Annotated in this window: 25 protein-coding genes; 10 read left to right on the top strand and 15 right to left on the bottom strand. The window is 37.7% G+C overall.

What is annotated here, in order from left to right; genetic code table 11:
• Positions 1 to 44 precede the first annotated feature (44 nt).
• The 8 genes from hemF to LPC21_RS02495 all read left to right on the top strand — a co-directional run bounded on the left by hemF (position 45) and on the right by LPC21_RS02495 (position 7,799).
• The gene (gene hemF / locus LPC21_RS02530; protein WP_229317940.1) at positions 45 to 947 is read left to right on the top strand and encodes an oxygen-dependent coproporphyrinogen oxidase; all 903 of its coding nucleotides are present in this window, start codon (positions 45 to 47) and stop codon (positions 945 to 947) included.
• Between the two features lie 87 nt (positions 948 to 1,034).
• A complete protein-coding gene (locus tag LPC21_RS02525) occupies positions 1,035 to 1,679 on the top strand; it encodes a DUF1801 domain-containing protein (protein WP_229317939.1) in 645 nt (214 codons plus the stop codon).
• Positions 1,680 to 1,684: 5 nt separating this feature from the next.
• Entirely contained in the window at positions 1,685 to 2,680 is a 996-nt protein-coding gene (hemB, locus tag LPC21_RS02520) for a porphobilinogen synthase (protein ID WP_229317938.1), read from the top strand.
• Between the two features lie 141 nt (positions 2,681 to 2,821).
• On the top strand, positions 2,822 to 3,295 hold the full coding sequence (locus LPC21_RS02515) for a methylated-DNA--[protein]-cysteine S-methyltransferase (protein ID WP_229317937.1): 474 nt from the start codon (positions 2,822 to 2,824) through the stop codon (positions 3,293 to 3,295).
• Between the two features lie 95 nt (positions 3,296 to 3,390).
• On the top strand, positions 3,391 to 4,104 hold the full coding sequence (locus LPC21_RS02510) for a 3'-5' exonuclease (RefSeq protein ID WP_229317936.1): 714 nt from the start codon (positions 3,391 to 3,393) through the stop codon (positions 4,102 to 4,104).
• A 12-nt stretch (positions 4,105 to 4,116) separates the two neighbouring features.
• Positions 4,117 to 4,587 (top strand): DinB family protein, encoded by a 471-nt coding sequence (locus LPC21_RS02505; RefSeq protein ID WP_229317935.1) that lies wholly within the window; start codon positions 4,117 to 4,119, stop codon positions 4,585 to 4,587.
• Between the two features lie 65 nt (positions 4,588 to 4,652).
• A complete protein-coding gene (locus tag LPC21_RS02500) occupies positions 4,653 to 6,077 on the top strand; it encodes a nucleoside recognition domain-containing protein (protein WP_229317934.1) in 1,425 nt (474 codons plus the stop codon).
• Positions 6,078 to 6,197: 120 nt separating this feature from the next.
• Positions 6,198 to 7,799 (top strand): fumarate hydratase, encoded by a 1,602-nt coding sequence (locus tag LPC21_RS02495; protein ID WP_229317933.1) that lies wholly within the window; start codon positions 6,198 to 6,200, stop codon positions 7,797 to 7,799.
• Positions 7,800 to 7,847: 48 nt separating this feature from the next.
• Here the strand turns inward: LPC21_RS02495 and LPC21_RS02490 are convergent, their stop codons facing one another.
• The 9 genes from LPC21_RS02490 to LPC21_RS02450 form a co-directional block, all read right to left on the bottom strand.
• Entirely contained in the window at positions 7,848 to 9,002 is a 1,155-nt protein-coding gene (locus LPC21_RS02490) for an esterase (RefSeq protein ID WP_229317932.1), read from the bottom strand.
• Positions 9,003 to 9,009: 7 nt separating this feature from the next.
• Positions 9,010 to 9,669 (bottom strand): CoA transferase subunit B, encoded by a 660-nt coding sequence (locus tag LPC21_RS02485; protein WP_229317931.1) that lies wholly within the window; start codon positions 9,667 to 9,669, stop codon positions 9,010 to 9,012.
• Positions 9,670 to 9,704: 35 nt separating this feature from the next.
• On the bottom strand, positions 9,705 to 10,403 hold the full coding sequence (locus LPC21_RS02480; protein ID WP_229317930.1) for a CoA transferase subunit A: 699 nt from the start codon (positions 10,401 to 10,403) through the stop codon (positions 9,705 to 9,707).
• Positions 10,404 to 10,561: 158 nt separating this feature from the next.
• On the bottom strand, positions 10,562 to 12,880 hold the full coding sequence (locus tag LPC21_RS02475; RefSeq protein WP_229317929.1) for a penicillin-binding protein 1A: 2,319 nt from the start codon (positions 12,878 to 12,880) through the stop codon (positions 10,562 to 10,564).
• Positions 12,881 to 12,887: 7 nt separating this feature from the next.
• Positions 12,888 to 13,367: a gliding motility lipoprotein GldH gene (locus LPC21_RS02470; protein WP_229317928.1), complete on the bottom strand. Its 480-nt coding sequence runs from the start codon at positions 13,365 to 13,367 to the stop codon at positions 12,888 to 12,890.
• Positions 13,351 to 14,649, bottom strand: a complete 1,299-nt coding sequence (locus LPC21_RS02465; protein ID WP_229317927.1) for a PSP1 domain-containing protein — start codon at positions 14,647 to 14,649, stop codon at positions 13,351 to 13,353. Before LPC21_RS02465 ends, LPC21_RS02470 begins: the two co-directional genes overlap by 17 nt.
• A gap of 158 nt (positions 14,650 to 14,807) precedes the next feature.
• Positions 14,808 to 16,169 carry an oxygen-dependent tRNA uridine(34) hydroxylase TrhO gene (trhO, locus tag LPC21_RS02460; RefSeq protein ID WP_229317926.1) on the bottom strand — a complete coding sequence of 454 codons (1,362 nt, stop codon included), beginning with the start codon at positions 16,167 to 16,169 and terminating at the stop codon, positions 14,808 to 14,810.
• Between the two features lie 147 nt (positions 16,170 to 16,316).
• Positions 16,317 to 16,727, bottom strand: coding sequence for a BrxA/BrxB family bacilliredoxin (locus tag LPC21_RS02455; protein WP_229317925.1), 411 nt, complete (start codon positions 16,725 to 16,727; stop codon positions 16,317 to 16,319).
• Positions 16,728 to 16,852: 125 nt separating this feature from the next.
• Positions 16,853 to 17,998 (bottom strand): lycopene cyclase family protein, encoded by a 1,146-nt coding sequence (locus tag LPC21_RS02450; RefSeq protein ID WP_229317924.1) that lies wholly within the window; start codon positions 17,996 to 17,998, stop codon positions 16,853 to 16,855.
• Between the two features lie 84 nt (positions 17,999 to 18,082).
• Between LPC21_RS02450 and LPC21_RS02445 the strand changes: the two genes are divergently transcribed.
• Positions 18,083 to 18,901 (top strand): ZIP family metal transporter, encoded by an 819-nt coding sequence (locus LPC21_RS02445; RefSeq protein WP_229317923.1) that lies wholly within the window; start codon positions 18,083 to 18,085, stop codon positions 18,899 to 18,901.
• Here LPC21_RS02445 and LPC21_RS02440 read toward each other — a convergent pair.
• The 4 genes from LPC21_RS02440 to LPC21_RS02425 all read right to left on the bottom strand — a co-directional run bounded on the left by LPC21_RS02440 (position 18,898) and on the right by LPC21_RS02425 (position 22,131).
• A complete protein-coding gene (locus LPC21_RS02440; protein ID WP_229317922.1) occupies positions 18,898 to 19,020 on the bottom strand; it encodes a FeoB-associated Cys-rich membrane protein in 123 nt (40 codons plus the stop codon). The two genes, LPC21_RS02445 and LPC21_RS02440, sit on opposite strands and share 4 nt — an antisense overlap.
• 6 nt (positions 19,021 to 19,026) lie before the next feature.
• Complete coding sequence (feoB, locus tag LPC21_RS02435; protein WP_229317921.1) at positions 19,027 to 21,129, bottom strand: ferrous iron transport protein B; 2,103 nt, start codon at positions 21,127 to 21,129, stop codon at positions 19,027 to 19,029.
• Positions 21,129 to 21,365, bottom strand: a complete 237-nt coding sequence (locus tag LPC21_RS02430) for a FeoA family protein (RefSeq protein ID WP_229317920.1) — start codon at positions 21,363 to 21,365, stop codon at positions 21,129 to 21,131. Before LPC21_RS02430 ends, feoB begins: the two co-directional genes overlap by 1 nt.
• Positions 21,366 to 21,465: 100 nt before the next feature.
• Positions 21,466 to 22,131 carry an SCO family protein gene (locus LPC21_RS02425; protein WP_229317919.1) on the bottom strand — a complete coding sequence of 222 codons (666 nt, stop codon included), beginning with the start codon at positions 22,129 to 22,131 and terminating at the stop codon, positions 21,466 to 21,468.
• A gap of 131 nt (positions 22,132 to 22,262) precedes the next feature.
• Between LPC21_RS02425 and LPC21_RS02420 the strand changes: the two genes are divergently transcribed.
• Complete coding sequence (locus LPC21_RS02420) at positions 22,263 to 24,326, top strand: M13 family metallopeptidase (protein WP_229317918.1); 2,064 nt, start codon at positions 22,263 to 22,265, stop codon at positions 24,324 to 24,326.
• Positions 24,327 to 24,376: 50 nt separating this feature from the next.
• Here the strand turns inward: LPC21_RS02420 and LPC21_RS02415 are convergent, their stop codons facing one another.
• Together LPC21_RS02415 and LPC21_RS02410 are read right to left on the bottom strand one after the other, a co-directional pair.
• Entirely contained in the window at positions 24,377 to 24,838 is a 462-nt protein-coding gene (locus LPC21_RS02415; RefSeq protein ID WP_229317917.1) for an AraC family transcriptional regulator, read from the bottom strand.
• 5 nt (positions 24,839 to 24,843) lie between these two features.
• Positions 24,844 to 25,767: a DMT family transporter gene (locus LPC21_RS02410; protein WP_229317916.1), complete on the bottom strand. Its 924-nt coding sequence runs from the start codon at positions 25,765 to 25,767 to the stop codon at positions 24,844 to 24,846.
• Position 25,768: the final 1 nt, after the last annotated feature.

Below are 25,768 nucleotides of genomic sequence, written 5' to 3'. Positions count from 1 at the left end.
CTGTTGTGAATCGGCAGAACACAATTAGCTTTAAGGTTAAAAAAATGAAAGACCAATTTTACCAATACATACAAAACTTACAAGATCAAATCTGTAAAGGATTAGAGGAACTAGATGGCGTGGCTAAATTTCGTGAAGATCTTTGGGACAGACCCGAAGGCGGTGGTGGAAGAACGCGTATCATTGAAAACGGGAACGTTTTTGAAAAAGGCGGCGTCAACATTTCAGCAGTTCACGGTAAATTACCCGACTCTATGCAAAAATTATTCAATGTGGGTGAAGCCGATTTTTTTGCCTGCGGATTGAGTTTGGTCATTCATCCCAAAAATCCCATGGTGCCCACGGTTCATGCGAATTGGCGTTATTTTGAAATGTATGACGACAATGGAAAGGTAATTAATAGTTGGTTTGGCGGAGGCCAAGATTTAACTCCGTATTATTTGTTTGAAGAAGATGCAACACATTTTCACCAAACCTGTAAAACGGCTTGTGACAAACATAATTGGGAGTTTTATCCGAAATATAAAAAACAATGCGATGCCTATTTTTGGAACGCGCATCGCAATGAAGCGCGAGGAGTAGGCGGATTATTCTTCGATTATTTGAAGGCAACCGAAGAACAATCGATGGAAGATTGGTACCACTTTGTTACTGAAGTGGGGGATTCCTTCCTTGATGCCTATTTGCCTATCGTAGCCAAAAGAAAAGACTTGCCGTATACCGCTGAACAACGAACTTGGCAAGAAATTCGCCGTGGACGTTATGTCGAATTTAACTTGGTACACGACAAAGGCACTTTATTTGGCTTAAAAACCAATGGCCGAATAGAAAGTATTTTAATGTCTTTACCTCCCCATGTGCAATGGCATTACGACCATCATCCAGTGGCCGGAAGTGAAGAAGAAAAAGTAATAAAAGTATTAGAAAATCCTAAAAATTGGATTTAAATAGATCAGAAAATGCGGATTGATTAATAACGCTACTTTGAAATTAATACTATTAGCATTTTAATTTTTTATAGACAAATTGTAGTTATGAATGCCGATTTAGACCACTATTTTGAAGAACAGAAAATTAGAAAAGAAGAGTTAAATCGTTTACGATCTATCGTGCTTCAAGCTGATTTAAAGGAAGAACTTAAATGGAATGCTCCTTGTTACACCTTTCAAAATAAGAATGTTTGTATGATTTTCAATTTTAAGAATTCGTTCGGAATTTCGTTTTTCAAAGGATCGTTCATTCATGATTCGTATGAAATATTAGAAAAGCCAGGGGATAACACCCAAAATGTTAGAATGATAAAATTATCTGAAATTAAAGAGTTAGATAAGAAGGAAAATGCGATCAGTAATTACATTCATCAAGCAATTGAGCTTGAAAAAATAGGGGTTAAAATTGTAAAAACGACTGAGGCAAAATTTGAATGTATTGAAGAACTTGAAATTGCTTTTACTAAAAACCCTAAACTTAAAGTTGCTTTTGAGTCTTTAACACCGGGAAGACAAAGAGCCTATCATTTGTTTTTTGCTGCAGCAAAACATGCTGAGACAAGATTTTCAAGAATTAATAAATTTACAGATCAAATTATAGACGGAAAAGGAATGACGGATTGTACTTGCGGGCTTTCGAAAAAAATGCCGCAATGTGACGGTTCGCACAAAATACTAAAAACAAACTAAAAGATATGTTCCCATTACAAAGAGGTAGAAGATTACGCTTGAACGAAAGCATTCGTTCTTTAGTTCGTGAAACGACATTAAGTCCAGCCGATTTTATGTTTCCCATGTTTATCGCCGAAGGAGAAAATAACCAAGTCGAAATCCCATCGATGCCAGGAATTTATCGTCGTTCGATTGATTTAACCGTAAATGAGGTCCTAGAATTATTTGCTTTAGGCATTCGTGCCGTAAATATCTACGTGAAAGTAAGCGAAGATCTAAAAGACAATACAGGCAAAGAAGCTTGGAATCCCAACGGATTGATGCAACAAGCCATTCGTGCCATCAAAGTGGCTTGTCCAGAAATGATTGTAATGCCAGATGTGGCCTTGGATCCGTATTCGATTTACGGTCACGACGGAATCATTGAAAAGGGCGATGTAGCCAATGATGCAACTAACGAGGCGTTGGTAAAAATGGCGGTTTCTCATGCACAAGCGGGAGCCGACTTTGTAGCGCCAAGCGATATGATGGACGGACGCGTTTTGCGTTTGCGACAAGGTTTGGACGCGGCAGGATTCGAAAATGTGGGGATCATGAGCTATTCGGCCAAGTATGCGTCGGCATTTTATGGTCCGTTCCGCGACGCCTTAGACAGTGCGCCAAGAGAATCAGATGTTGTGGTTCCTAAAGACAAAAAAACCTACCAAATGGATTATGCCAACCGCATCGAAGCCATCAAAGAAGTCCTTTGGGATGTTGAAGAAGGTGCCGATATGGTGATGGTAAAACCCGGAATTGCCTACTTAGATATCGTTCGCGAAGTAAAAAATGCCGTGAATGTTCCCGTAACCGTATTTCATGTCTCTGGCGAATATGCAATGATCAAAGCTGCCGCCGAAAGAGGTTGGCTCGACAACGACAAAATCATGATGGAACAATTGATGTGCATCAAGCGTGCCGGAGCTAGTTTGATTTCGACCTATTTTGCCAAAGAAGCCGCAATATTATTAAATAAATAAGAAGCTTATCCTGCTATTCGCTCTATCTTTCCTGCCCAAAACCGGCAGCAAAGGATGCCGCTACTATCAGGGCTAAATATCAAACCATTCGATGACTCGAGTGGTTTTTTATTTTGTACCAAAATCATTTATCTTTATCCAATGGAAACAGCTAGCATCAAAACCCCTTTAGGGATTGCCACTATCACAGGAGACGAAAAGGGAATTGCAAAAATCGCAATTGCTGAAGAAGGGTTGGTTTCCGAAGTCATTCCGTTAGTGCTACAAGAAGCGGTAACACAATTGCAAGCCTATTTTGAAGGACATCGCAACCATTTTGATTTTCCAATCAATCCCGCCGGAACCGAGTTTCAACAAAAAGTATGGAAAGGATTGTGCGAAATCCCTTTTGGCAAAACCATGAGTTATTTGGAATTGGCCAAACAACTCGGCGATGTCAAAGCGATTCGCGCGGTTGCTTCGGCCAATGGTAAAAATCCTTTGTGGATTGTAGTGCCTTGCCATCGCGTCATTGGAACTGATGGTTCGCTGACGGGTTATGCCGGAGGCTTATGGCGAAAAAAGTGGTTGCTCGAACACGAAAATCCAAGTACACAACAAAGCCTTTTTGACTAAGAACAAATTAGAAAGGTTTTTTCCTAAAATAAAGACATTTCATTAATTTAGTTATTTAAAATACAAACACCATAACCCTCAAACCCCTATATCCCATGATCGAAAAAATTAACCTCAATCACATTCTCTTTTTAGACATCGAGACCGTTCCAGAAGAAGCACATTTCCATTCGCTTGACGACGAAATGAAAACGCTTTGGGAACAGAAAACCCAATACCAACGCAAAGACGATTTTAGCCCCGAAGAGTTTTACGATCGCGCTGGAATTTGGGCTGAGTTTGGCAAAATTGTTTGCGTTTCTGTAGGCTATTTTGTAGTGAAAGGAGACATCCGTAATTTTAGAGTGACTTCTTTTTTTGGAGACGAAAAGAAAATCTTGCGCGATTTTAATAATCTGTTGAACAATCATTTCAATCAAGCCCAACATATTTTGTGCGGGCATAACGCCAAAGAATTTGATATTCCGTTTTTGGCGCGCCGCATGATCATTAACCAAATTCCCATTCCAAACAAGCTGAATTTATTTGGCAAAAAACCTTGGGAAATTCCGCATTTAGATACTTTGGAATTGTGGAAATTTGGCGATTACAAGCATTTCACTTCCTTGAAATTAATGTGTAAGGTGTTGGGAATTCCCTCCTCAAAAGGCGATATCGACGGCAGTCAGGTAGGACATGTGTATTATGTAGAAAAAGACATCGACCGCATTGTGACCTATTGCGAAAAAGATACGATTGCCGTTGCACAGATTTTCCTTCGCTTGCGCCGCGAAGACTTATTGATTGAAGACGAAATTAGTCATGTTTAATTTAGTAATCTTATGAATACAACCCAACAACTAGCCAAACATTGTAGAGATGTTCATTTTGGAGGCAATTGGACTTTTGTCAACTTGAAAGACACATTGGCCGATATTACTTGGCAAGAAGCCACTACCCAATACCAAGACAGCAACACGATTGCCACCTTGCTTTTTCACATTAATTATTATATAAATCCAGTAGCAAGAGTGTTACAAGGCGAGCCTTTGAACGCAAGCGATAAATTCAGTTTTGATTGTCCAACAATTACTTCTCAGGAAGAATGGGAGCATTTAGTTCAAAAAGCGTTAGACGAAGCAGAACAATTTGCAAATGAAATTGAAAAATTGGAGGAATCGAAATTATTTGAAGTATTCTCAGATGAAAAATACGGGAATTACTTCAGAAATTTGTTAGGAATAATTGAACACACGCATTATCATTTGGGACAAATTGCGTTGATTAAAAAAATGATACGACATAAAGACTAATGACAAACTCTTGGTTGCAATTTGACATTGCAATTGATTTATTACATTTACAAAAAATATAAATTATGGTATTAAGTAGATTTTGGTTGGTCATTTTTATTTCCTCTATTGCCTTTATCGTTTTTAGTTTGTTTTCGGGTGACAATTATACAATTGATCATTTATTAAACGGAAAAAAAGACGATCCTATTTTAGTGGCTGAAAAGTATTTGGAACAAGTTCCAGCCGTAATAAAAGACAGCATTACTAAAGCACCAGATCAAACGATGGTTATCAATTCCGACACTACTTATGTGTACCAAAATAAAACCGTAAAAATCTACAGTGGCGTTCAAAAATCAGACGGTTTATTGGCCACTTGTAAAAGCACTTTAGTCGATTTGATTTTGCCTCTTATTGCTTATTTAGCCTTCTTTTGTGGCTTGATGGAATTGCTAATTATATCAGGCGCTTCTGGAAAATTAGCCCAAATATTGAGTCCGGTATTTGTCAAAGTATTTCCTTCTGTTCCAGAAAATCATCCTTCCATTTCGTACATGACCTTAAATTTTGCCGCTAATTTCCTTGGATTGGATTCGGCAGCTACTCCCTTTGGTTTGAAAGCAATGGAAAGTTTACAAGAACTCAATCCGGAAAAAGACAAGGCGAGCGATGCGCAAATCATGTTCATGTGTTTGCATGCCTCTGGTCTTACTTTAATTGCTACGTCTATTATTGGCTATCGTGCGGCAGCGAATGCGAGCAACCCAGCCGATGTCATGCTACCCTGTATTATTACGTCATTTATTGGAACTATTACCGCTTTTTTAATCGTAGGGATTAAACAAAAAATCAATTTCAAAAGCGCTTCTTTAGTAGTCTCATTAATGGTATTAATTGCAGCTATTATTGGTTTGTTATTCTATGTGAACCAATTGGATTTGATTGGCAAAAACTATTTCACCAGCAATCTTTCTGCCTTAATTTTGATTGCAATCATTGCTTTTACCTTGGTCTTTTCTTTTGTCAAAGAGAAAAAATTCACCGAAGCCAACACCACCGTTTTTGAATCATTCGTGGTTGGAGCTAACAACGGAATCAAAACAGGAGTCGTTATTTTTCCTTATGTTTTAGCGATGTTGGTAGCGATTTCTTTATTTAGAAATAGCGGTTTGTTTGAAATCATTAGCAATTGGATTGCCTTTATTTTTTCTAATATGGGTGTCAATAAAGAAATTACCGATGCACTTCCTGTAGCCATGTTACGCCCATTTAGTTCGGCTGGATCCCGTGGTTTTTTAATCGATTCTATGAATACTTTTGGAGCCGATTCGTTAACAGGACGTTTGAGTAGTATTTTTCAATGCAGTGCCGAAAGTACTTTTTATGTGATTGCAGTGTATTTTGGCTCGGTCAATATTAAAAACACACGCTATGCATTAGGCACCATGCTTTTGGTGGATGTAATTTGTGTGATCACTGCCATTTTTGTGGCAAGTTGGTTCTTTTAGACCTCTAATCCTGCAAAGATCAGAAGCTCAAAATACTCACACAAAGTATAGTAATTTAGCAAATTAATACAAGGGTAAATGTCAAACATTACGTAACTTTACTCCTCTAAAAATTCAATAATGGACTTTATATATCAAGACCCGTATCCTATTTTAAAAGACGATACAAACTACAAAAAATTGACTACTGACTTTGTAATAGTAGAACAATTAGGAAATAGAGAAATTCTAACGGTTGATCCAAAAGGATTGGAATTATTAGCGCAAGAAGCCATGAACGATGTGTCGTTTATGTTGCGTACCGCGCATTTACAAAAACTGAATAACATTTTGAACGATCCCGAAGCGACAGATAACGATCGTTTTGTGGCGTACAACTTATTGCAAAATGCCGTGGTAGCCGTAGAAGGGCAACTGCCTTCATGTCAAGATACCGGAACGGCGATTGTGATGGCTAAAAAAGGTGAAAATGTATACACAGGAGCCGATGATGCCGAATGGTTGTCGAAAGGAATATTCAACACCTACCAAAACAAAAATTTGCGATACTCTCAAATTGTTCCAATTTCGATGTTTGAAGAAAAAAACTCAGGATCCAATTTGCCGGCACAAATCGATATTTATGCTAAAAAAGGAGCCTCGTATGAGTTTTTGTTTTTAGCAAAAGGAGGAGGTTCTGCTAACAAAACCTTTTTGTACCAACAAACTAAATCCTTGTTGAACGAAAAATCGATGGAGACTTTCGTTCGCCAAAAAATCAAAGATTTAGGAACTTCAGCTTGTCCTCCTTATCATTTAGCGTTGGTCATTGGAGGCACTTCTGCCGAAGCGAATTTGGCCGCTGTCAAAAAAGCTTCAGCAGGGTATTTCGATCATTTGCCTACTTCAGGAAACATGGCAGGTCAGGCTTTTCGCGACTTAGAATGGGAGAAAAAAGTATTGGAATTTTGCCAAGAGAGTTCCATTGGAGCTCAATTTGGTGGAAAATATTTTGCTCATGATGTACGAGTGATTCGTTTGCCACGTCACGCTGCTTCTTGTCCAGTTGGATTAGGCGTTTCGTGTTCTGCCGATAGAAACATCAAAGGGAAAATCACTAAAGAGGGGATTTTCTTAGAGCAATTGGAAACCAATCCGCAACAATTTTTACCGGCAACGCCGCCGCATTTAGAAGCACCAGTTGAGGTCGATTTGAACCGACCAATGGCAGATATTTTAAAAGATTTGTCACAATACCCAATCAAAACCCGTTTGAAATTGAACGGGACTTTGATCGTAGCGCGCGATATTGCGCATGCTAAAATCAAAGAATTATTGGATGCCGGTAAACCAATGCCGGACTACTTTAAAAACCATCCAATTTATTATGCAGGACCTGCTAAAACACCAGACGGAATGCCATCTGGAAGTTTTGGACCTACAACTGCTGGCCGTATGGATGTGTATGTAGAAGAGTTCCAAAAAGCAGGTGGTAGCATGATTATGTTAGCCAAAGGAAACCGTACCAAACAGGTAATGGATGCCTGTAAAACGTATGGCGGATTCTATTTAGGTTCTATTGGAGGCCCAGCCGCTATTTTGGCTCAAGACAACATCTTGAAGGTAGAAGTAGTAGACTTTGAAGAATTGGGTATGGAAGCGGTGCGTAAAATTACCGTAAAAGATTTCCCAGCATTCATTATTACCGATGATAAAGGGAATGACTTCTTTGAGAATTTATAACCTACTTTATAAAACAAAAAACCCGCTATATTTAGCGGGTTTTTTGTTTTATTGAAATAACAAGGGAGCAAACTCTGATAAGTAATCACGCCAATTCGACCAAGTATGGCCTCCAGAAGTTTCGTGATACTCGTATTTGAATTGTAAGCTGTCTAGTAGTTTACGGTATTCGTTAGATTTTTCAAAAAGGAAGTCTGAGTTGCCAATGCCGATCCAATACAATTTATATCCATTGTCTCTTTGTGCTTTTAGTTTGGCAGTAAAATCAGCATACACTGCTGCTTGCGAATCTTTAGGTTGTAATAGGGCCGAAGAAAATACACCAACATAATCGAAGGTGTTAGGATAATTTGCCGAGATGACTAAACTGTGCATACCACCCATAGAAAGTCCTGCAATGGCACGAGCTGCTTTTTCTTTCTTTACACGATAATTGCCTTCAATAAATTGGATGATGTCTCCAAAAGCCGCCTCTGTTTTACCTGCAAAAGTTGCAGGACGCATAAAAATGGGTTTCACAAATCCTTCACTAGATTCACCTGGAGTGGCGGTTTGATCAGCATTACCATTCGTCATTACCACGATCATCGGCTTTGCTTTGCCTTGAGCAATTAAGTTGTCCATGATTTGTGCCGTACGACCCAATTCCATCCATGCGTTTTCATCGCCACCAGCACCGTGCATTAAATACAAAACGGGGTATTTTTGTTTCCCATTCTCATAACCTGCAGGAGTATAAACAGTCAATCGACGCGTACTTTCTAGTTTTGGGGAGTGGTACCAACGTTTGGCCACCGTTCCGTGAGGCACATCGGTTACCTTGTATAAGTCGGCTTTTCCACCACCTACTAAAAATACGTTGACCACTGTGGACACATCACGAATTAAAAAGGCATTATTGGGGTCGAAAGCTTTAACGCCATCCACATAAAATGAATAACTGTACAATTCTGGATTGAGCTTTTTGGTAGTTAAGGTCCAAATTTCGTCTTCTCCTTTGGTTAAAAAACCACCTTCAGGAATACAGTCTCCTTGTACTTTTACTTCTTTGGCATTTTTGGCATCCAATCGAAAAGTAACCGTATTATCTGCGTTTATTTCTGGCGAAATGATTTCTTTCTTTTTAGAAAAGTCAACGTTTTCTTGGGCTTGTATGCCAATGAAAGAAAATAGTAAAACTAGAATTAGTAGGTTTTTTTTCATTTTTGGTTTAGTTAATTAGCATTTCAGGAATTTCTCCTTCAATAATGAGGTTTGCTTCTGTGTTTGCAATTATATGTTCAACACTAACACCTGGCGCGCGTTCCAATAATTTGAATCCTTTTGGAGTTACTTCCATAACGGCTAATTCGGTTACGATTTTTTTGACACAACCTACACCTGTTAGCGGCAACGTACATTTTTTAAGAATTTTACTTTCGCCGGCTTTGTTGACGTGCATCATGGCTACGATGATATTTTCGGCAGAGGCGACTAAGTCCATCGCGCCTCCCATTCCTTTGACCATTTTACCTGGAATTTTCCAGTTGGCAATATCGCCATTTTCATCCACTTCCATAGCGCCTAAAATAGTTAGATCGACCTTTTGACTTCTAATCATTCCAAAACTTAGAGCCGAATCAAAAAAACTGGCCCCAGCAAGTGTGGTTATGGTTTGTTTTCCTGCGTTGATTAAGTCGGCATCTTCTTCACCCTCAAAAGGGAAAGGGCCCATACCCAACACGCCATTTTCTGACTGAAATTCAACTGAAATATCATTGCGCACATAATTAGCCACCAAGGTTGGAATACCAATTCCTAGGTTTACATAGTAGCCGTCTTTAACTTCTTGCGCGATTCGTTTTGCGATTTGATTTTTATCTAGTGCCATTTATTTTCAAATTTTCAAATTGAATAATTTTCAAATTATTTTTTTCGAACGGTTCGTTGTTCAATTCTTTTTTCAAATTTTTCTCCTTGAAAAATGCGTTGCACAAATATGCCTGGTGTGTGAATTTGGTTCGGATCTAAAGTGCCGGCTTTGACTAATTCTTCGACTTCGGCAATGGTGATTTTTGCGGCACCTGCCATACACGGATTAAAATTACGTGCAGTTCCTTTAAAAATTAAATTACCTGCTGTATCACCTTTCCATGCTTTTACAATGGAAAAATCGGCTTGGAAAGCATGCTCTAAAACATGCATTTTTCCATTGAATTCTCGAGTTTCTTTGCCGTTTGCTACTTCCGTCCCATAACCTGCCGGAGTGAAAAAAGCTGGAATTCCGTTTTGGGCTGCGCGGCAACGTTCGGCCAAAGTGCCTTGTGGAATGAGCTCCACTTCGAGTTCGCCAGAAAGCATTTGGCGTTCAAATTCGGCGTTTTCTCCCACATAGGAAGAAATCATTTTTTTGATTTGTTTGTGTTGTAACAATAGGCCTAACCCAAAGTCATCAACACCTGCGTTGTTGGAAATACAGGTCAAGTTTTTGGTTTGTTTTTGAACGAGTTCAGCAATAGCATTTTCGGGAATGCCGCACAAACCGAAGCCACCCAAAAGGAGTGTCATGCCATCTTCAATGCCTTGAAGCGCTTCTTGAACGGAGGATACTTTTTTATTAATCATGGTATTGGTATTAGGTCATGAAATGAAAAATAGTATTTTGATGGATCTAGCCCAATTGAAACCAAAACCCTTAGCCCCGACAGCAACGGCATCCTTTATGGCTAGGGTTTAGCCATAAAGACACAGTGAATGGCGGGAAATAGCTCCTTAAACAAGGACTATAATTCGAACTCTTCGGTGCTTTGTTCGGTGTCAGTAGAATCTTTAACTACCGCTGCAGGGCGAGAATAACAATCTACTTTGATACCAAGATTAGCGGGTCTGTCGAAATCTTCTTTAGACACATTGAGCGTTTCGTCTTCGTAACATTTTTTCATGAAATAGCCCCAAACAGGCAAGGCAGCAGTGGCTCCTTGACCGTAAGTAAGACTTCTAAAACGAGCCGAACGGTCTTCGCAACCTACCCAAACTCCGGTTACTAAATTGGGCACCATTCCCATAAACCATCCATCGGATTGGTTTTGAGTGGTTCCGGTTTTACCGGCAATTGGGTTTTTAAACATATACGGATAGCCAGTCCAACGGTTGTCTCCGTTTCCACCCCCTTCGGTGCGCAAACGTTCTCCAGATCCACCTTCGGTTACTCCTTCTAATAATTTGATCACGGCAAATGCAATGTCTTTGTTCAATACATCGTGTGACTCAGGAACAGGTTCGTAAAGAACGACCCCACTTTTATCTTCAATTTTTCTTAAAAATTGAGGTTTCACATACACCCCTTGATTAGCAAAAGTACTGTAAGCGGCTACCATGTCTTGTACGGTAATTTCTACAGCGCCCAAGGCAATTGAGGGTTGTGCCGGAATTTCAGAGGTTACCCCTAATTTGTGAGTCAATTCGACTACAGCTTCAGGACCTGTTTTGTCAATTAATTTGGCTGAAACGGTATTGATGGAATTGGCCAAAGCTCTTTTTAAAGTGACCATACCTCTGTACTTATTATCTGAGTTACGAGGCTCCCAATCTTCGGTGACGTTGTGTTCTCCTTTGCGAATCATAAACGGCCCATCTAAAATAGAATCACAAGGTGACATGCCTAATTGCTCGATAGCTGTAGCATACACAAAAGGTTTGAATGTAGATCCAACTTGTCGTGCACCTTGTCCTACGTGGTCGTATTGGAAGTATTTGTAATTGATACCACCTACCCAAGCTTTAATATTTCCGGTTTGTGGTTCCATGGCCATTAAACCGGATTGTAAGAAGTGTTTGTAATAACGAATCGAATCCAAAGGAGTCATAATCGTATCTCTTTCTCCTTTCCAAGTGAATACTTTCATCTTGGTTTTTTGCTTGAATGAAGCAATGATTTCTTCTTCGCTTTTGTCATTGGATTCCATGATGTTCCAACGGGCGGAAGCTTTCATGGCCTTTTTTAGAATACGATCCGTCTCAGCTTGTGAAATATTGACAAATGGGGCGTTTTTATTTTCTTTGGCTTGTTCGAAGAATTCTTCTTGAAGGTTGGCCATATGAGCTTCTACCGCTTCTTCAGCATACAATTGCATGCGCGAATCAATAGTTGTGTAAATACGCAAACCGTCTTTGTAAATATTGTAATCGGAACCGTCTGGTTTTTTATTTTCTTCTACCCATTTTTTCATGTATTCTCTCAAATATTCTCTGAAATAGGTAGCAGTTCCGTCTTTGTGACTTTCTAATTTGAAGTTTAATTTGATTGGTAAACGTTGTAATTGTAGTTTTTGAGCTTCGGTAATAATCTCCGCTTTTTCCATTTGCTTCAATACTACGTTACGTCTATTGGTTACCCCTTCGATATTTTTTACCGGGTTGTACAAACCGGAGTTTTTAAACATTCCAACTAAAACAGCCGATTCGGTTATGGTTAGGTCTTTAGGTTCTTTCGAGAAATAAGTTTTGGCTGCCGAGTTTACCCCTACGGAGTTGTTTCCAAAATCATATACATTACAGTACATGGCAATGATTTCGTTTTTGGTGTATTGTCTTTCAAGGCGAATGGCAATAATCCATTCTTTTGCTTTTTGGATAATACGGAACGGTAAAAACTTTGAACCTTCTCCGTGAAATAATTGTTTGGCTAATTGTTGGGTTAGTGTACTGGCTCCTCCCGAAGTTCCAAAACTCAATATCGCTCTTAAGGTTCCTCTACCATCAATTCCAGAATGTTCATAGAAACGGGCATCTTCTGTAGCAACTAAAGCCTGAACCAAGTTTTTAGGAAGGTCAGAATATTTTAATTGGGAACGGTTTTTTTCAAAATATTTTCCAATTACGACTCCGTCAGCAGAAATGATTTCGGTAGCTAAATTAGAATCTGGATTTTCTAAGTCTTCAAACGATGGCATAGAACCCAAAAGCCCCCAAGAAGCAAATAGGAAAAATAAGGCAATGCCTCCTAAACCATAAAAGAAATATTTCCAGAATAATTTGGAATAATATTGAATGTCTTTTTCAGAATCTGGTACCTGATTTTTTTTTCTATTGATAATCGCCATACTGTTTTTATTCTTTATTTTCAATTCTAAAACCTACGTCTGTAATTCCTTCAAGTTCCTCCACACCAGGCACTTTCCCTGTTTCGCGAACGGCTTGTTTGATGTATACTTTGTATTTTCCTCTAAATTTTACTTTTTCTTTGTAGAATAATTTACTCTCTTTGATATCCGTAAATCCTTCTCCTAATAAGGTTCCGTCTGGATTGGCCATTTGGTATTCTAAAGTATCTACTTTGGTAAAACCGTTGGGCAATTCTAAGGCAACAATTAAGAACAAATTATTGAACGGATAGTTGTCATTACTTCTCAAATTGACAAACAAATCATAGCGTTTAGTCGAATCCAATTCGGGTAACTCAAAAGTAACCGTGCTGTCCTTGTGCCAAGCACTACCCACCGAATGGTATTCGTCAAATACTCTTTTTTTATCACATGAAAAAAAGAGAATTCCCATTAAAAGAAAAACAAGACTATTTTTTATCCTCATTTTTAGTAATAATTATCGGTTTTCTCGGCTCTCCACTTTTTTGATTTGGATTCGGGCGCTTGTTATTATTTGGTCTATTGTTATTATTTCCCGAAGGTTTGTTATTGTTGTTTGGATTGGCAGGCCTATTGTTTCCTGGATTTCCTTCAACACCTTGTCTCGGTTTTTTGTTTGGTCTTTTCTTTTTCTTAGGTTGGTCAAAACGAGTTAAACTCTCTTGTCCCATCGCATTGTTGAAGTTCTTTTCTTGTTCGTCAACGGTTTCAATGGCAAAATCCTCTAATGAAGAAACTTTGTTTTTCAATTTGTTTTCGGCAACAATTTCTTTAACCTGTTCTATATTTAACACATGCCAATTGGCAAAATTATTGGTATAAGCAAACCACATTAAGCCTTTGAAAATGTCTTGTTTTTGACAAATTGCATCTCCTTTTTCAGTTACTAATTTGGTGTCAAAATCAGGAAAATCTTTCAAGGCATCCATGTAGGTGTCTAACTCATAGTTCAAGCAACATTTCAATTTACCGCATTGACCTGCTAATTTTTGCGGATTCAAAGACAGCTGTTGGTAACGAGCTGCGGAAGTGTTAACACTTCTAAAATCAGTCAACCAAGTAGAACAGCACAACTCTCTTCCACAAGATCCAATTCCACCTAAACGAGAGGCTTCTTGACGGAAACCCACTTGTTTCATCTCGATTCTGGTATTGAATTCTTTAGCAAAATCTTTAATTAACAATCGAAAATCGACTCTATCATTGGCAGTGTAATAAAAAGTAGCTTTAGATCCGTCTCCTTGAAATTCAATATCCGAAATTTTCATTTCTAATTTTTGTTGAATTGCTAGTTCGCGCGCACGCACTTTCATCGGCTCTTCTCGATCTCTAGCAGCTGACCAAATATCAATGTCTTTTTGAGATGCTTTTCGGTATATTTTCAGAATTTCGGGACTTTCAGGATTCACTCCTTTTTTCTTCATTTGGACTTTAACTAATTCGCCAGTTAAAGTAACAATTCCGATATCATGTCCTGGAGAAGCTAGGGTAGCAACAATGTCTCCAATGCTTAAGGTGAGTTTCTCCGTATTGCGATAAAATTCTTTTCTTCCATTTTTAAAACGGACTTCCACACAGTCAAAAGGAGCTTCGCCGTTAGGCGCACTCATATTCGAAAGCCAGTCAAAAACCGTTAATTTGTTGCAGCTATCAGTGCCGCAAGTCCCATTATTTTTACAACCCTTTGGTGCACCACCATCTGAAGTTGAACAACTTGTACATGCCATAATTTATATGTAGTGTTGCAATGAATGCAACTTAAGTTCTTAAAACGAATAAGGTGTAAAGATAGTATTTTTTAGTTTTAAGTTTATAGGGTTTTTGTGAAAGAAAAAATCCCATTTCGGTTACGAAATGGGATTCAATTTTTGCTGTTTTACAGCTGTTAATTTTGCAATTTGAGATACAATTTATCAGACAATCGCACTCTAAAAGGCACTTCAAAAGTTACTTTATCACCTTTTTTAGCAGTTGAATTTTCGGTTCCATTGACTAACATTTTATCAAGAACGATTTCTTGATTTCCGGTTGTTGGTCCAGAAACAATTAAAGTATCTCCAGTTGTAAACTCATTATTTTCTATTGCGAAAAGTCCTACTTGTGCTTTGACAAAGTAATGTTCTACTTTGCCTAAAAGCATTTTTTTCACTTTAATCTTTTGACGAATATCATTTGATTTTGAGGCTGTCGCCAATGCTGTATCGGACAATTCGCCGGAGTGTTTGAACTTTAAATTCTCTGATTTTCCTTTACGGAATACTTTATTGCCCACCTGTTTTCCGCGACGTAATTTTATTTGTTCGTCTACCGGAAGGTGAATGGTTTCTTGACATTCTGACGAACAACAATTTTCCATAGCGGCTTTACATTCGTCACATTGAATGAATAATAAATGGCAGCCGTCATTGGAACAATTAGTATGATTATCACATGGTTTACCACATTGGTGGCATTGCGAAACGATGTCGTCTGTAATTCTTTCGCCCAAGCGATGGTCAAACACAAAGTTTTTCCCGATGAATTTACTTTCTAAGTTTTCTTCCTGGATTTGTTTGGCATAGTTGATAATACCGCCTTCCAATTGGAACACCTTTTTAAAACCTTGGTGCTTGAAGTATGCTGATGCTTTTTCGCAACGAATTCCGCCGGTGCAATACATCACCAAATTTTTATCTTCTTTATAATCTTGCAATTGCTCATTGATGATAGGCAAACTTTCTCTAAAAGTTTCTACATCTGGTGTGATGGCCCCTTTAAAATGCCCAATTTCACTTTCGTAATGATTTCTAAAATCGACTACAATCGTGTTGGGATCGTCTAAAATTTGGTTAAATTCCTTTGCTTTTAAATGGACTCCAATGTTGGTTACATCAAAGGTTTCGTCGTTCAAACCGTCGGCTACAATTTTGTCGCGAACTTTTACCGTCAATTTTAAAAATGAGTGATCATCATGTTCTACCGCTACATTCAAACGAATGCCGCGCATAAAAGGATACTCTTCTAAGGTATCGCGAAAGGCTTCAAAATTTTCGGCTGGAACACTCATTTGTGCATTGATACCTTCTTTGGCTACATAAGTTCGGCCAAGGGCATCAAGGGCATTCCAAGCAACGAATAAATCGTCTCTAAATTTTTTAGGGTCTTCAATTTTGGCATACGCATAGAAAGACAAAGTAAGTCTTTGTTTGCCGGCTTGATCAATCAGTTCGGCTCTTTCTTCTGCGCTTAAGGTGTTGTACAGTTGCATGCTATAAACGTTTAAGTGAGAAATTATGTATGGGTTCTAAATGGAAGAACTCAGGTACAAAGGTAATTTGAAATTTCGAAAATGACAATAAAGAAAAAACCTTTTAGAAATTACTCTCTAAAAGGTTTTTTAAAATACTGGTTTAGTTTAACAAAACTCAGCGTAAGCGTCTTGTAAGTTTTCAGCAATTAATTCGGCTGGGCGACCTTCAATATGGTGGCGCTCTAACATATGAACTAATTCACCGTTTTTGAACAAAGCCATACTTGGCGAAGAAGGAGGAAAAGGGAACATGTGTTGACGCGCTGCATCAACTGCTTCTTTGTCCACTCCTGCAAAAACCGTAATCAAATGATCTGGTTTTTTAGCACCTTCTAAACTCATTTTTGCTCCTGGACGTGCGTTTCTTGCAGCACAACCACAAACAGAATTCACCACTACTAAAGTAGTTCCTGCTCCTTTGATAGCATTTTCAACAGCCTCAGCAGTATGTAAATCTTGAAAACCAGCGTCAACTAATTCGGCTTTCATTGGTCTTACCATTTCTTCTGGATACATAATTATTTATATTTAATTGATGATGTACGGTATTTGATTTAATAAAATCTTTGGCAAAGATAAATAGAAATCTGGTCTAAAGAAGGAATCAAATCATAAAGATTTGTTATCGTTACATAGCCCAATTAAAATCGGAATAGTCGTTTCAATAAAGCATTGATAAATAGTCCTTTTGGACATTTCCAAATGACTTGTAAGTCCTCCCAAAACGACGTTTCTTCATCTAAAAATTTTAGGATCAGTGGGGCATTTCCCTTTTCGAAAAGGGCTGAGAAAATAGCCGATCCCGTTTCGTTTTTTTGATCTAAAATATCCAAAAGCAAGAGATCGTACCACCAGAATTTGGTCTTGGAATGAAACGTTCTGCCATCGGTATGTGTTTCCATAAACGAAACCAATTCGCTCGATTTTTTGTTGGCATTTTTAAAAGTAAATCCTGTACTGGCTTTGGTCCATCCGCCTGCAGTACCAATATTGATCACATTTTTTGTATTGTGTTTCCAAAAAGGATAACAAGTCATGGGGATGGTACCCACTTCTTTTTCGATAATATTGTACTGAGCGATTCCTAATTGTTGAAGGTACTTTTCAATTTCAGCTTCGTATTCTTCTTTTGAAAGCAACTCCTTTGAAAACAATGTGTATTCCAACAATGCTTCGGTTGGCGATGTTGGCAAAATATACATAAAGCGAGTGTTCCCTTTTTGTTCTACCGAAAAATCCATAAAAGTGGCTTGTTCCGAATTGAAAATAGGAGTTTCGGTTTGGATAAACCAACCCAGAAAATGCTGTTGCAGCAACGGATATTTGGTTTGATTAGTTGCCAATGAAGGATTGTAAATCGAATTGAAAAGTGTAGTACACGAAAAACTTTGACTTTCGGTTTTTACCAAAACAATACTGTCTGATTCTTCAAGTTCAAGTATTTTTTCTTGGACAAAATCAATATTTTTTTGCTTTGCAATCAAATTCAATACTTGATTGTAAAAATCCAATCCTTGAATTTTGTTGTAATGATAGGGATGTAGGTCTAAATTTTTAGTAAAATCACTATTGGCAAACACCACCGAATTCCATTTTTTTGAAACAGAGGGTTCCCATAGAGATTCTTTTTGGTCCCAAAAACACCAAGTTCGGTCATTAGTCTGTTTGGCATTTACATCTAAAAGTAAAATGCGTTTGGTTTGAAATTTTTTAGACAATACCATTTTATACACCGTCATCAAAGCGGATAAGCCTGTGCCTGCAAAAATGTAGTCGTATTGCTTCATGATTAAAAATTCTATAAACACCAAAAATAAGAGTATTCCAATTGAAAAAATGATAATTGTAGTAGATTTGCAAAAAAAATAATTATGTTTCAAACTGTAATTGATTATTTCGAAAGTATAGATCCAGTTTTAGCGGCTTTGTATGCGACACTATTTACTTGGTTTTTAACTGCCTTAGGCGCTTCTTTTGTTTTCTTTTTTAAAAACATGAATCGAGTGGTTTTAGACGGAATGCTAGGTTTCACGGGAGGCGTGATGGTGGCGGCTAGTTTTTGGAGTTTGTTGGCACCTGCCATTGAAATGACTGCCGGTGAGGGATTTATTAAAGTAATTCCGGCTTCGGTTGGATTTTTTCTAGGTGCTTTGTTTATTTTTGGATTAGATAAAGTATTGCCCCATTTACATATTAATTTTCAAGAATCAGAAGGGGTGAAATCACCTTGGCAACGAACTACATTGTTGGTTTTAGCCATTACTTTACACAATATTCCCGAAGGATTGGCAGTAGGTGTTTTGTTTGGCGGTGTAGCTGCCGGAATTCCGGAAGCCTCAATTGCTGGTGCTTTGACCTTAGCTATCGGAATTGGAATTCAAAATTTTCCAGAAGGAATTGCCGTTTCAATGCCGTTACGCCGAATGGGAATGAGCAGAAGAAAAAGTTTTATGTACGGACAAGCTTCGGCATTAGTAGAACCCATTGCGGGAGTTTTAGGGGCTGTAGCAGTTACTTTTTTCACGCCGTTGCTGCCTTACGCTTTAGCATTTGCTGCTGGCGCGATGATATTTGTAGTAGTAGAAGAAGTGATTCCAGAAACGCAACAAGATAACAACACCGATATTGCCACACTCGGATTTATTGGAGGTTTTATTGTAATGATGATGTTGGACGTGGCTTTAGGTTAAGCGCAACCACAATCTCCGTTGCCACAATTTTTAGCTGATTTTTTCTTCCAAAAATACTTTCGAATCAAAAAAGAAAGGGCTAGAATTAGTATTCCAAAAGCTAGAATTTCTTGAATCATAATCCGTTATTTTAGGATTTGAAAAGCGATTAAAGCAACAACATAGGCCAATCCACTCATAAAGATTAATTGTCCTAAAGGCCATTTCCAAGAGTTGGTTTCTTTTTTTGTAATGGCAATGGTACTCGCACATTGCATCGCAAAAGCGTAGAATAATAATAACGAAATTCCTGAGGCAAAATTGAATATTTTTTGACCGGTTTCAGGATTGATTTCGGCTTGCATTTTGTTTTTGATTGTATTGTCGTTGTCACTATCTCCCACGCTATAAATCGTGGCAAGTGTTCCTACAAAAACTTCTCGAGCCGCAAATGAACTGATAATCGCTACGCCAATTTTCCAATCGTAACCCAAAGGAGAAATCACAGGTTCAATGGTTTTACCCATTAATCCGATATAGGAATTTTCTAATTTTTGTGAAGCGATCGCATTTTGTAATTCAGCATTATTTAAAGGTTTCTCAAGGTTTTTCTCCAAAACAATTTTTTCAGCATTTCTGAATTTATCGCCGGGACCATAAGATGCCAAAAACCACAATACGATAGAAATTGCTAAAATGATTTTTCCTGCGCCAAAAATGAAGGCTTTAGTTTTCTCAATTACATTGATCGCTACATTTTTAAACATAGGCAATTTGTAATTTGGCATTTCAACCACAAAGTAGGTTTTACCTTTGATTTTCAAAATGGTGTTTAAAATATAGGCAGAGAATATCGCCATTCCAAAACCCAAAAGGTACAATAACATCAAGGTTAATCCTTGCATATTGATGATTCCAAAAACGCGTTCATCAGGAATTACCAAAGCAATTATAATTGCATAAACAGGTAGTCTTGCCGAACAAGTGGTAAACGGGGTTACTAAAATTGTAATCAATCGTTCTTTCCAGTTTTCGATATTTCGTGTGGCCATAATAGCTGGAATAGCGCAAGCCGTACCCGAAATTAAGGGTACAATACTTTTGCCTGACAATCCAAATTTCCGCATGATTTTATCCATCAAAAAGACGACGCGGCTCATATAGCCACTTTCTTCCAAGATGGAAATAAACATAAATAGAAATGCGATTTGCGGAATAAAAATAAGGATGCCTCCAATACCAGGAATGATCCCTTGCGCAATTAAATTAGTCAATACGCCAGCAGGTAATTTTTCACTTGCCAAAGCGCTCAAGGAAGCAAAAGCACTATCGATAAAATCCATTGGAATTTTAGACCATTCAAAAATGGATTGAAAAATTCCGAAAAGGATAAAAAAGAAAATAGCATAGCCCCAAACTTTGTGAGTCAATACACGATCTAAAATAGAACGAAAATCTTTGGCAATACTGGTATCAATTTTCAATCCTTCTTTCAAAACATCATTGATGAATTGATAGCGTTTTATGGTTTCTTTTTGTTGTAATCGTTTTAAGTCAGAATGGGATTTGGTATACGAATTACGAATTTCGTTTCGATCCAAATTCAAGAAGTTAACGTCTTGTGTAATCACTAGCCATAATTTGTACAGCAATTGATTAGGGAAGGTTTTGCGTAAGGTTTCAAAGTATTCCTCGTCGATGATCGAAGCGTTCAAACAGGGTTCTTTCGGAATCGATTTATAGTTTACAATCAGTTGCTTAAGCTCGTCAATTCCAGTTCCTTTTCTGGAACTCACCAATGCAATTTTTGTTTTGAGTTTTTCTTCTAAAAAAGGAATATCCAAAGAAATTCCATTGTGTTTCATGCGATCAGCCATATTAATAACTAATATGGTAGGAATTTCTAAGTCTTTGATTTGGGTAAAAAGCAGCAAGTTGCGTTTTAAATTCTCTACATCAGTAACTACCAAAGCCACATCAGGATAGAGTTTGTCATTTTTGTTCAACAGCAATTCAATCACCACATTTTCATCAATAGAACTTGCATTCAAACTGTAGGTTCCGGGTAAATCAAGAATGTTAGCTTTGTAATTATTGGGTAATTTGCAAAAGCCAATCTTTTTCTCGACCGTAATGCCGGGATAATTCCCTACTTGCTGGTTCAATCCAGTGAGTTGGTTAAAAACCGAAGTTTTCCCCACATTAGGATTACCAATTAGCGCTACGTTGATGTTGTGACTGCTTAGCATTAGTTGTTTTCGATTAAATCAACTTCAATTTCCTTGGCTGTTTCTATTCGAATAGCAACGTGTGAACCATTAATATTTAAATAGAGCGGATCGCCAAAAGGCGCTATTTGTAGTAATTCAACGACATTACCCGGTAAACAACCCATCTCCAATAATTTCAAAGGAACAGCATCAACATCAAAGTCCTTGATGATGGCTTTTTCGCCTTTTTTAAGTATGTTTAGAGTGGTATGCAAACCTTATTTAGATTGAATTAAGATTGCAAAAGTACAGATTTTAATAGTAAACCAAATGATAATTATCATTTTTATACTAAAAAATCAATGGAAAGTAGTTTTATTGTTCGGATAAAAAAGCAATGTCTTCTATGAGTCGTTGCACGTCTTCTTTATTGGTTCCGTCATAGAAACCGCGAACGCGTCTTTTTTGGTCCACCAAAACAAAATTTTCAGTGTGAACCATATCATACAACTCTTCAGGTTTACCCAATTTTACGGCTAAATACGATTTACGCGCCATGGCATAAATGGCTTTTTTATCGCCTGTAACTAAATTCCATTTGCTATCATTCACATGGTGTTTGATGGCATATTGTTTTAAAACAGGCACACTATCTGTTTCGGGGAAAACAGTATGCGAAAGCAACATTACATTTGGATTATTCCGAATGGCTTTTTGTACTTCTTCTAAATTGGTAGTCATTTTTGGGCAAATCGAGCCGCAGGTCGTAAAAAAGAAATCAGCTACATAAATTTTACCATCATAATCTTTTTGGGTAATGGTTTTCCCATTTTGGTTCACAAAAGAAAAATCAGCAATGGTGTGGTATTTACTTTTGTATTGAATTGTGCTATCTACTAATTCTGGATTTACATCCGCAGGATTGTATATAGGTAAAGTTTTGGCGGGTTTCAATGCCGAATAAAACAAAGAAATCGTAATGATTGAAAAGACAATTAATCCTCCAAAAAAGAAACGATAGTGGTGTAGAAAAGCTTTCATTTTCAAAATTTGAAGCAAAAATACGAAAATCAAAAAGGAATTTGCCACAACGAATGGTTTAAAAAGGGTATTGTATTTCAAATCTTTAAAAATTATTCAATAGATTTGTTTGTCACTAAAAATTAAAAACAATGAAAAAAATAATTTCGAATGCTGTTCTTTTCGTGCTTCCAGCGTTAATTGCTACTTCGGCTGTTCAAGCCCAAGATACTACGGCAAAAAAAGAGCCGGGAATCAATGTCAATTTCATGGACAAAAAAGTGAAGCCAACCGACGATTTCTTTAGATACGTTAACGGAACTTGGTTAGACAATACTCAAATCCCAAACGATAAAACGCGTTGGGGAAGTTTTGACGAATTGCGTCAAAAAACAGATACTGATGCTTTGACCATCTTGAAAGAGGCGGCAAAAAATCCAATCTATAAATCCAATACAGACCAAGGGAAAGCTATTAATTTGTACAAATCCATCATGGATACTGTGGCCAGAAACAAGCAAGGAATTGCTCCACTTAAACCCTATTTAGCTAAAATTAATGCAGTTAAAAATGTAGCAGATTTACAGGCTTTATTAATTCAAATGGCACCTCAAGGCGGTTTAGGTTTTTTTGGAGTAGGCATTGGAGTTGACGCTAAAAACAGCAATAGAAACGTAATAAATGTTGGTCCTGGAAGTGTTGGATTGCCTGATAGAGATTACTATGTTTCAGAAGATGCTGATTCTAAGGAGAAACGTGCGAAATACGTACTTCATCTAACTAAAATGCTACAATTGATTGGCGAAAAACCTGCAGAAGCACAGGCCAATGCGGATAAAATTTTAGCATTTGAAACTACCATGTCTAAACCGCGATTTGATAGAGTGGAACGTAGAGACAGAAGAAAATCGTACAATCCAATGACGGTTAATGATTTGCAAAAATTAACCCCTTCTATAAATTGGGATAGTTATTTGTCTCAAATTGGGTTGCCAAAAACCGATTCACTAATTGTTTCACAACCAAAATACTTGATTGCTTTAGAAACCATTTTGAAAGAAAACAAAATAGACGACTGGAAAGCCTATATGCGCTGGACACTATTGAATAAATCTGCCAGTCAACTGTCTACTCAATTGGAAAAGGCTAATTGGGAATTTTATGGTAAAACCTTGACTGGGGCTGTAAAACAACGTCCACTCGAAGAGCGCGCACTTCAAGTGATTAACGGTTCAATTGGCGAAGCTTTAGGTAAATTATATGTAGAAAAAATGTTTCCTGCAGAAGCAAAAGCAAAAGCTGAAAAAATGATCAAAAACGTATTCTTAGCTTTTGAAAACAGAATCAATAATTTGGCTTGGATGTCGCAAGAGACAAAAAAGAGTGCGATTGCCAAATTAAACAAATCAAGAGTTAAAATAGGATATCCAGACAAATGGAAAGATTATTCTGCTTTAACCATTCAATCTCCTGCAGAAGGAGGAAGCTATTTTGAAAATGTAAAAAACCTATCTAAATGGTCTTACAATGAAAATATTGCAGAGTTAAAACAACCTGTTAACAAAGAAAAATGGGGTATGTCACCTCAAACAGTGAATGCGTATTACAATCCTTCGTACAACGAAATTGTATTCCCTGCAGCGATTTTACAACCGCCATTTTACAATTATCAAGCAGATGAAGCCGTTAATTATGGTGGAATTGGAGCCGTAATTGGTCACGAAATTTCTCACGGATTTGACGATTCAGGATCAAGATACAATGCCGAAGGTAATTTAGTAGATTGGTGGACAGCAGATGATTTGAAACAATTCACCTCATTAACAGGAGCTTTAGCCGCTCAATACAGCGCCTTACAACCTTTACCTGGAACTTTTGTTGACGGTAAATTTACATTAGGAGAAAATATTGGAGATCTTGGAGGAGTTAATGCCGCTTATGATGGATTACAATTGTATTTGAAAGCCAATGGAAATCCAGGATTAATCGACGGTTATACTCCGGAACAACGTTTCTTTATTTCTTGGTCTACCATCTGGCGTTCTAAAATGAGAGACGAAGCCCTGAAAAGTCAAGTAAAGACAGATCCTCATACTCCAGGGATGTATCGTGCATATGTACCCTTGCAAAACGTAGACACGTTTTATGAAGCCTTCAACATTCAGCCTACGGACGGAATGTATATTGCGCCTGAAAAGCGAGTTAAGATTTGGTAATAAAGCCCGAAAATAAAAAAACCGTTTAGTAATAAACGGTTTTTTTATTTTTATTCAATAGGAATACAGAAATCGACAATGCATTTTTTTTCCGGATGCTCATTGAAATCATTGTGCATTATTTCAAATGGATTTTGGTCTGCTTTTTTATAACCCTTTTCATTCATCCAAACAAAAAGCGATTGCCAAGACTTCCCAAAATCATGAGGAGCTATTTCAAAATGTCCGACTATATGTTTTCCATTTGGAATCGAAACCAAACCAATTTCGCCTTGGGTTTCAACCGGCTCAGATAACAAAAGACAAACACTCATTCTTACTTTGTCAGGCTCAGTAAATTTAAAACTATCGTGATAGATACGACCTAATTTTAGATTGTGGTTAACCAACCCTTTAGGAATTGCCCATTGCAGCAATTTTCCATAAGCGCTATCTAATCCTTCTACCCCAATATGAGTGACAAATGCCCAATTAGTTTGAGGCAATTCTATAATTTCAATGCTTGTGTACATGGGTTCTATATTTTACTTTTTTGCATAGATTTATTGACTAAGTACAATCCAACTAAAGTGATGCTTCCGCCAATGACAATAGGAAGGGTAAGTGGCTCATTAAAAATCACAGTACCTAATAATACCGCTATTATAGGATTGACATAGGCATAAATACTACTGATTTCGGATGGCAAGCGTTGCAAGGCATAAATGAAAGCAATAAAGGTAAATACTGAACCAAACAAAACCAAATAGCCAATGGCCCACCACGATATAGCTGGAATTTCAGACAAACTCACCGAGGTTCCTGTGGCACCTGTAACTGCAAAAAGAAAAATACTCGAAATAAACATTTGCAAGCCCAATCCAAAATACGGATTAAAACTTGCCGCTTTTTTCTTGGTATACAAAGTTCCAAAAGCCCAAGTTAGTGTTGCGACAATTGAAAGGAAGATGCCAAAACGAAAATCGGCAATAAAAAAATCGCTTAAATGATCGTAGAAAACGACGCATATTCCCGAAAACCCAATTATTAATCCTAAAATGGCCACTTTAGCCACACGTTCTCCTCTGAAAAAACTAATTATTACCACCCATAAAGGAACCAAAGCTCCTATGATTGCTCCTAAACCGCTACTGATGAATTTTACTCCCCAGGTGCTCAGTCCATTACTCAAAACGAAATTCAGCACACTCAAAATCAAAATGAATTTCCATTGTTTTCCTTTCGGCCATGGTGTTTTTTTCCATAAAAAGTAGGCGATATAAAGAAACCCCCCAATAAATTGTCGGATGGCAGCGAGTTGCAAAGCCGGCATGTGTTTCACCCCTTCTTTGGAAGCTATCCAAGTAGTTCCCCAAAAAAAACTAACCCAACATAGGGCTAAAATGGGCAAACCAATGGTGTTTATTTTGGCTGAAAAAGCATTTATGATTCGGGTTCTCACG

The sequence above is a fragment of the Flavobacterium ammoniigenes genome (genome assembly GCF_020886055.1).
GTDB lineage: Bacteria > Bacteroidota > Bacteroidia > Flavobacteriales > Flavobacteriaceae > Flavobacterium > Flavobacterium ammoniigenes.
Note: the sequence above shows the minus strand (reverse complement) of the source record. Positions and strands in the feature narration are given on the sequence as shown.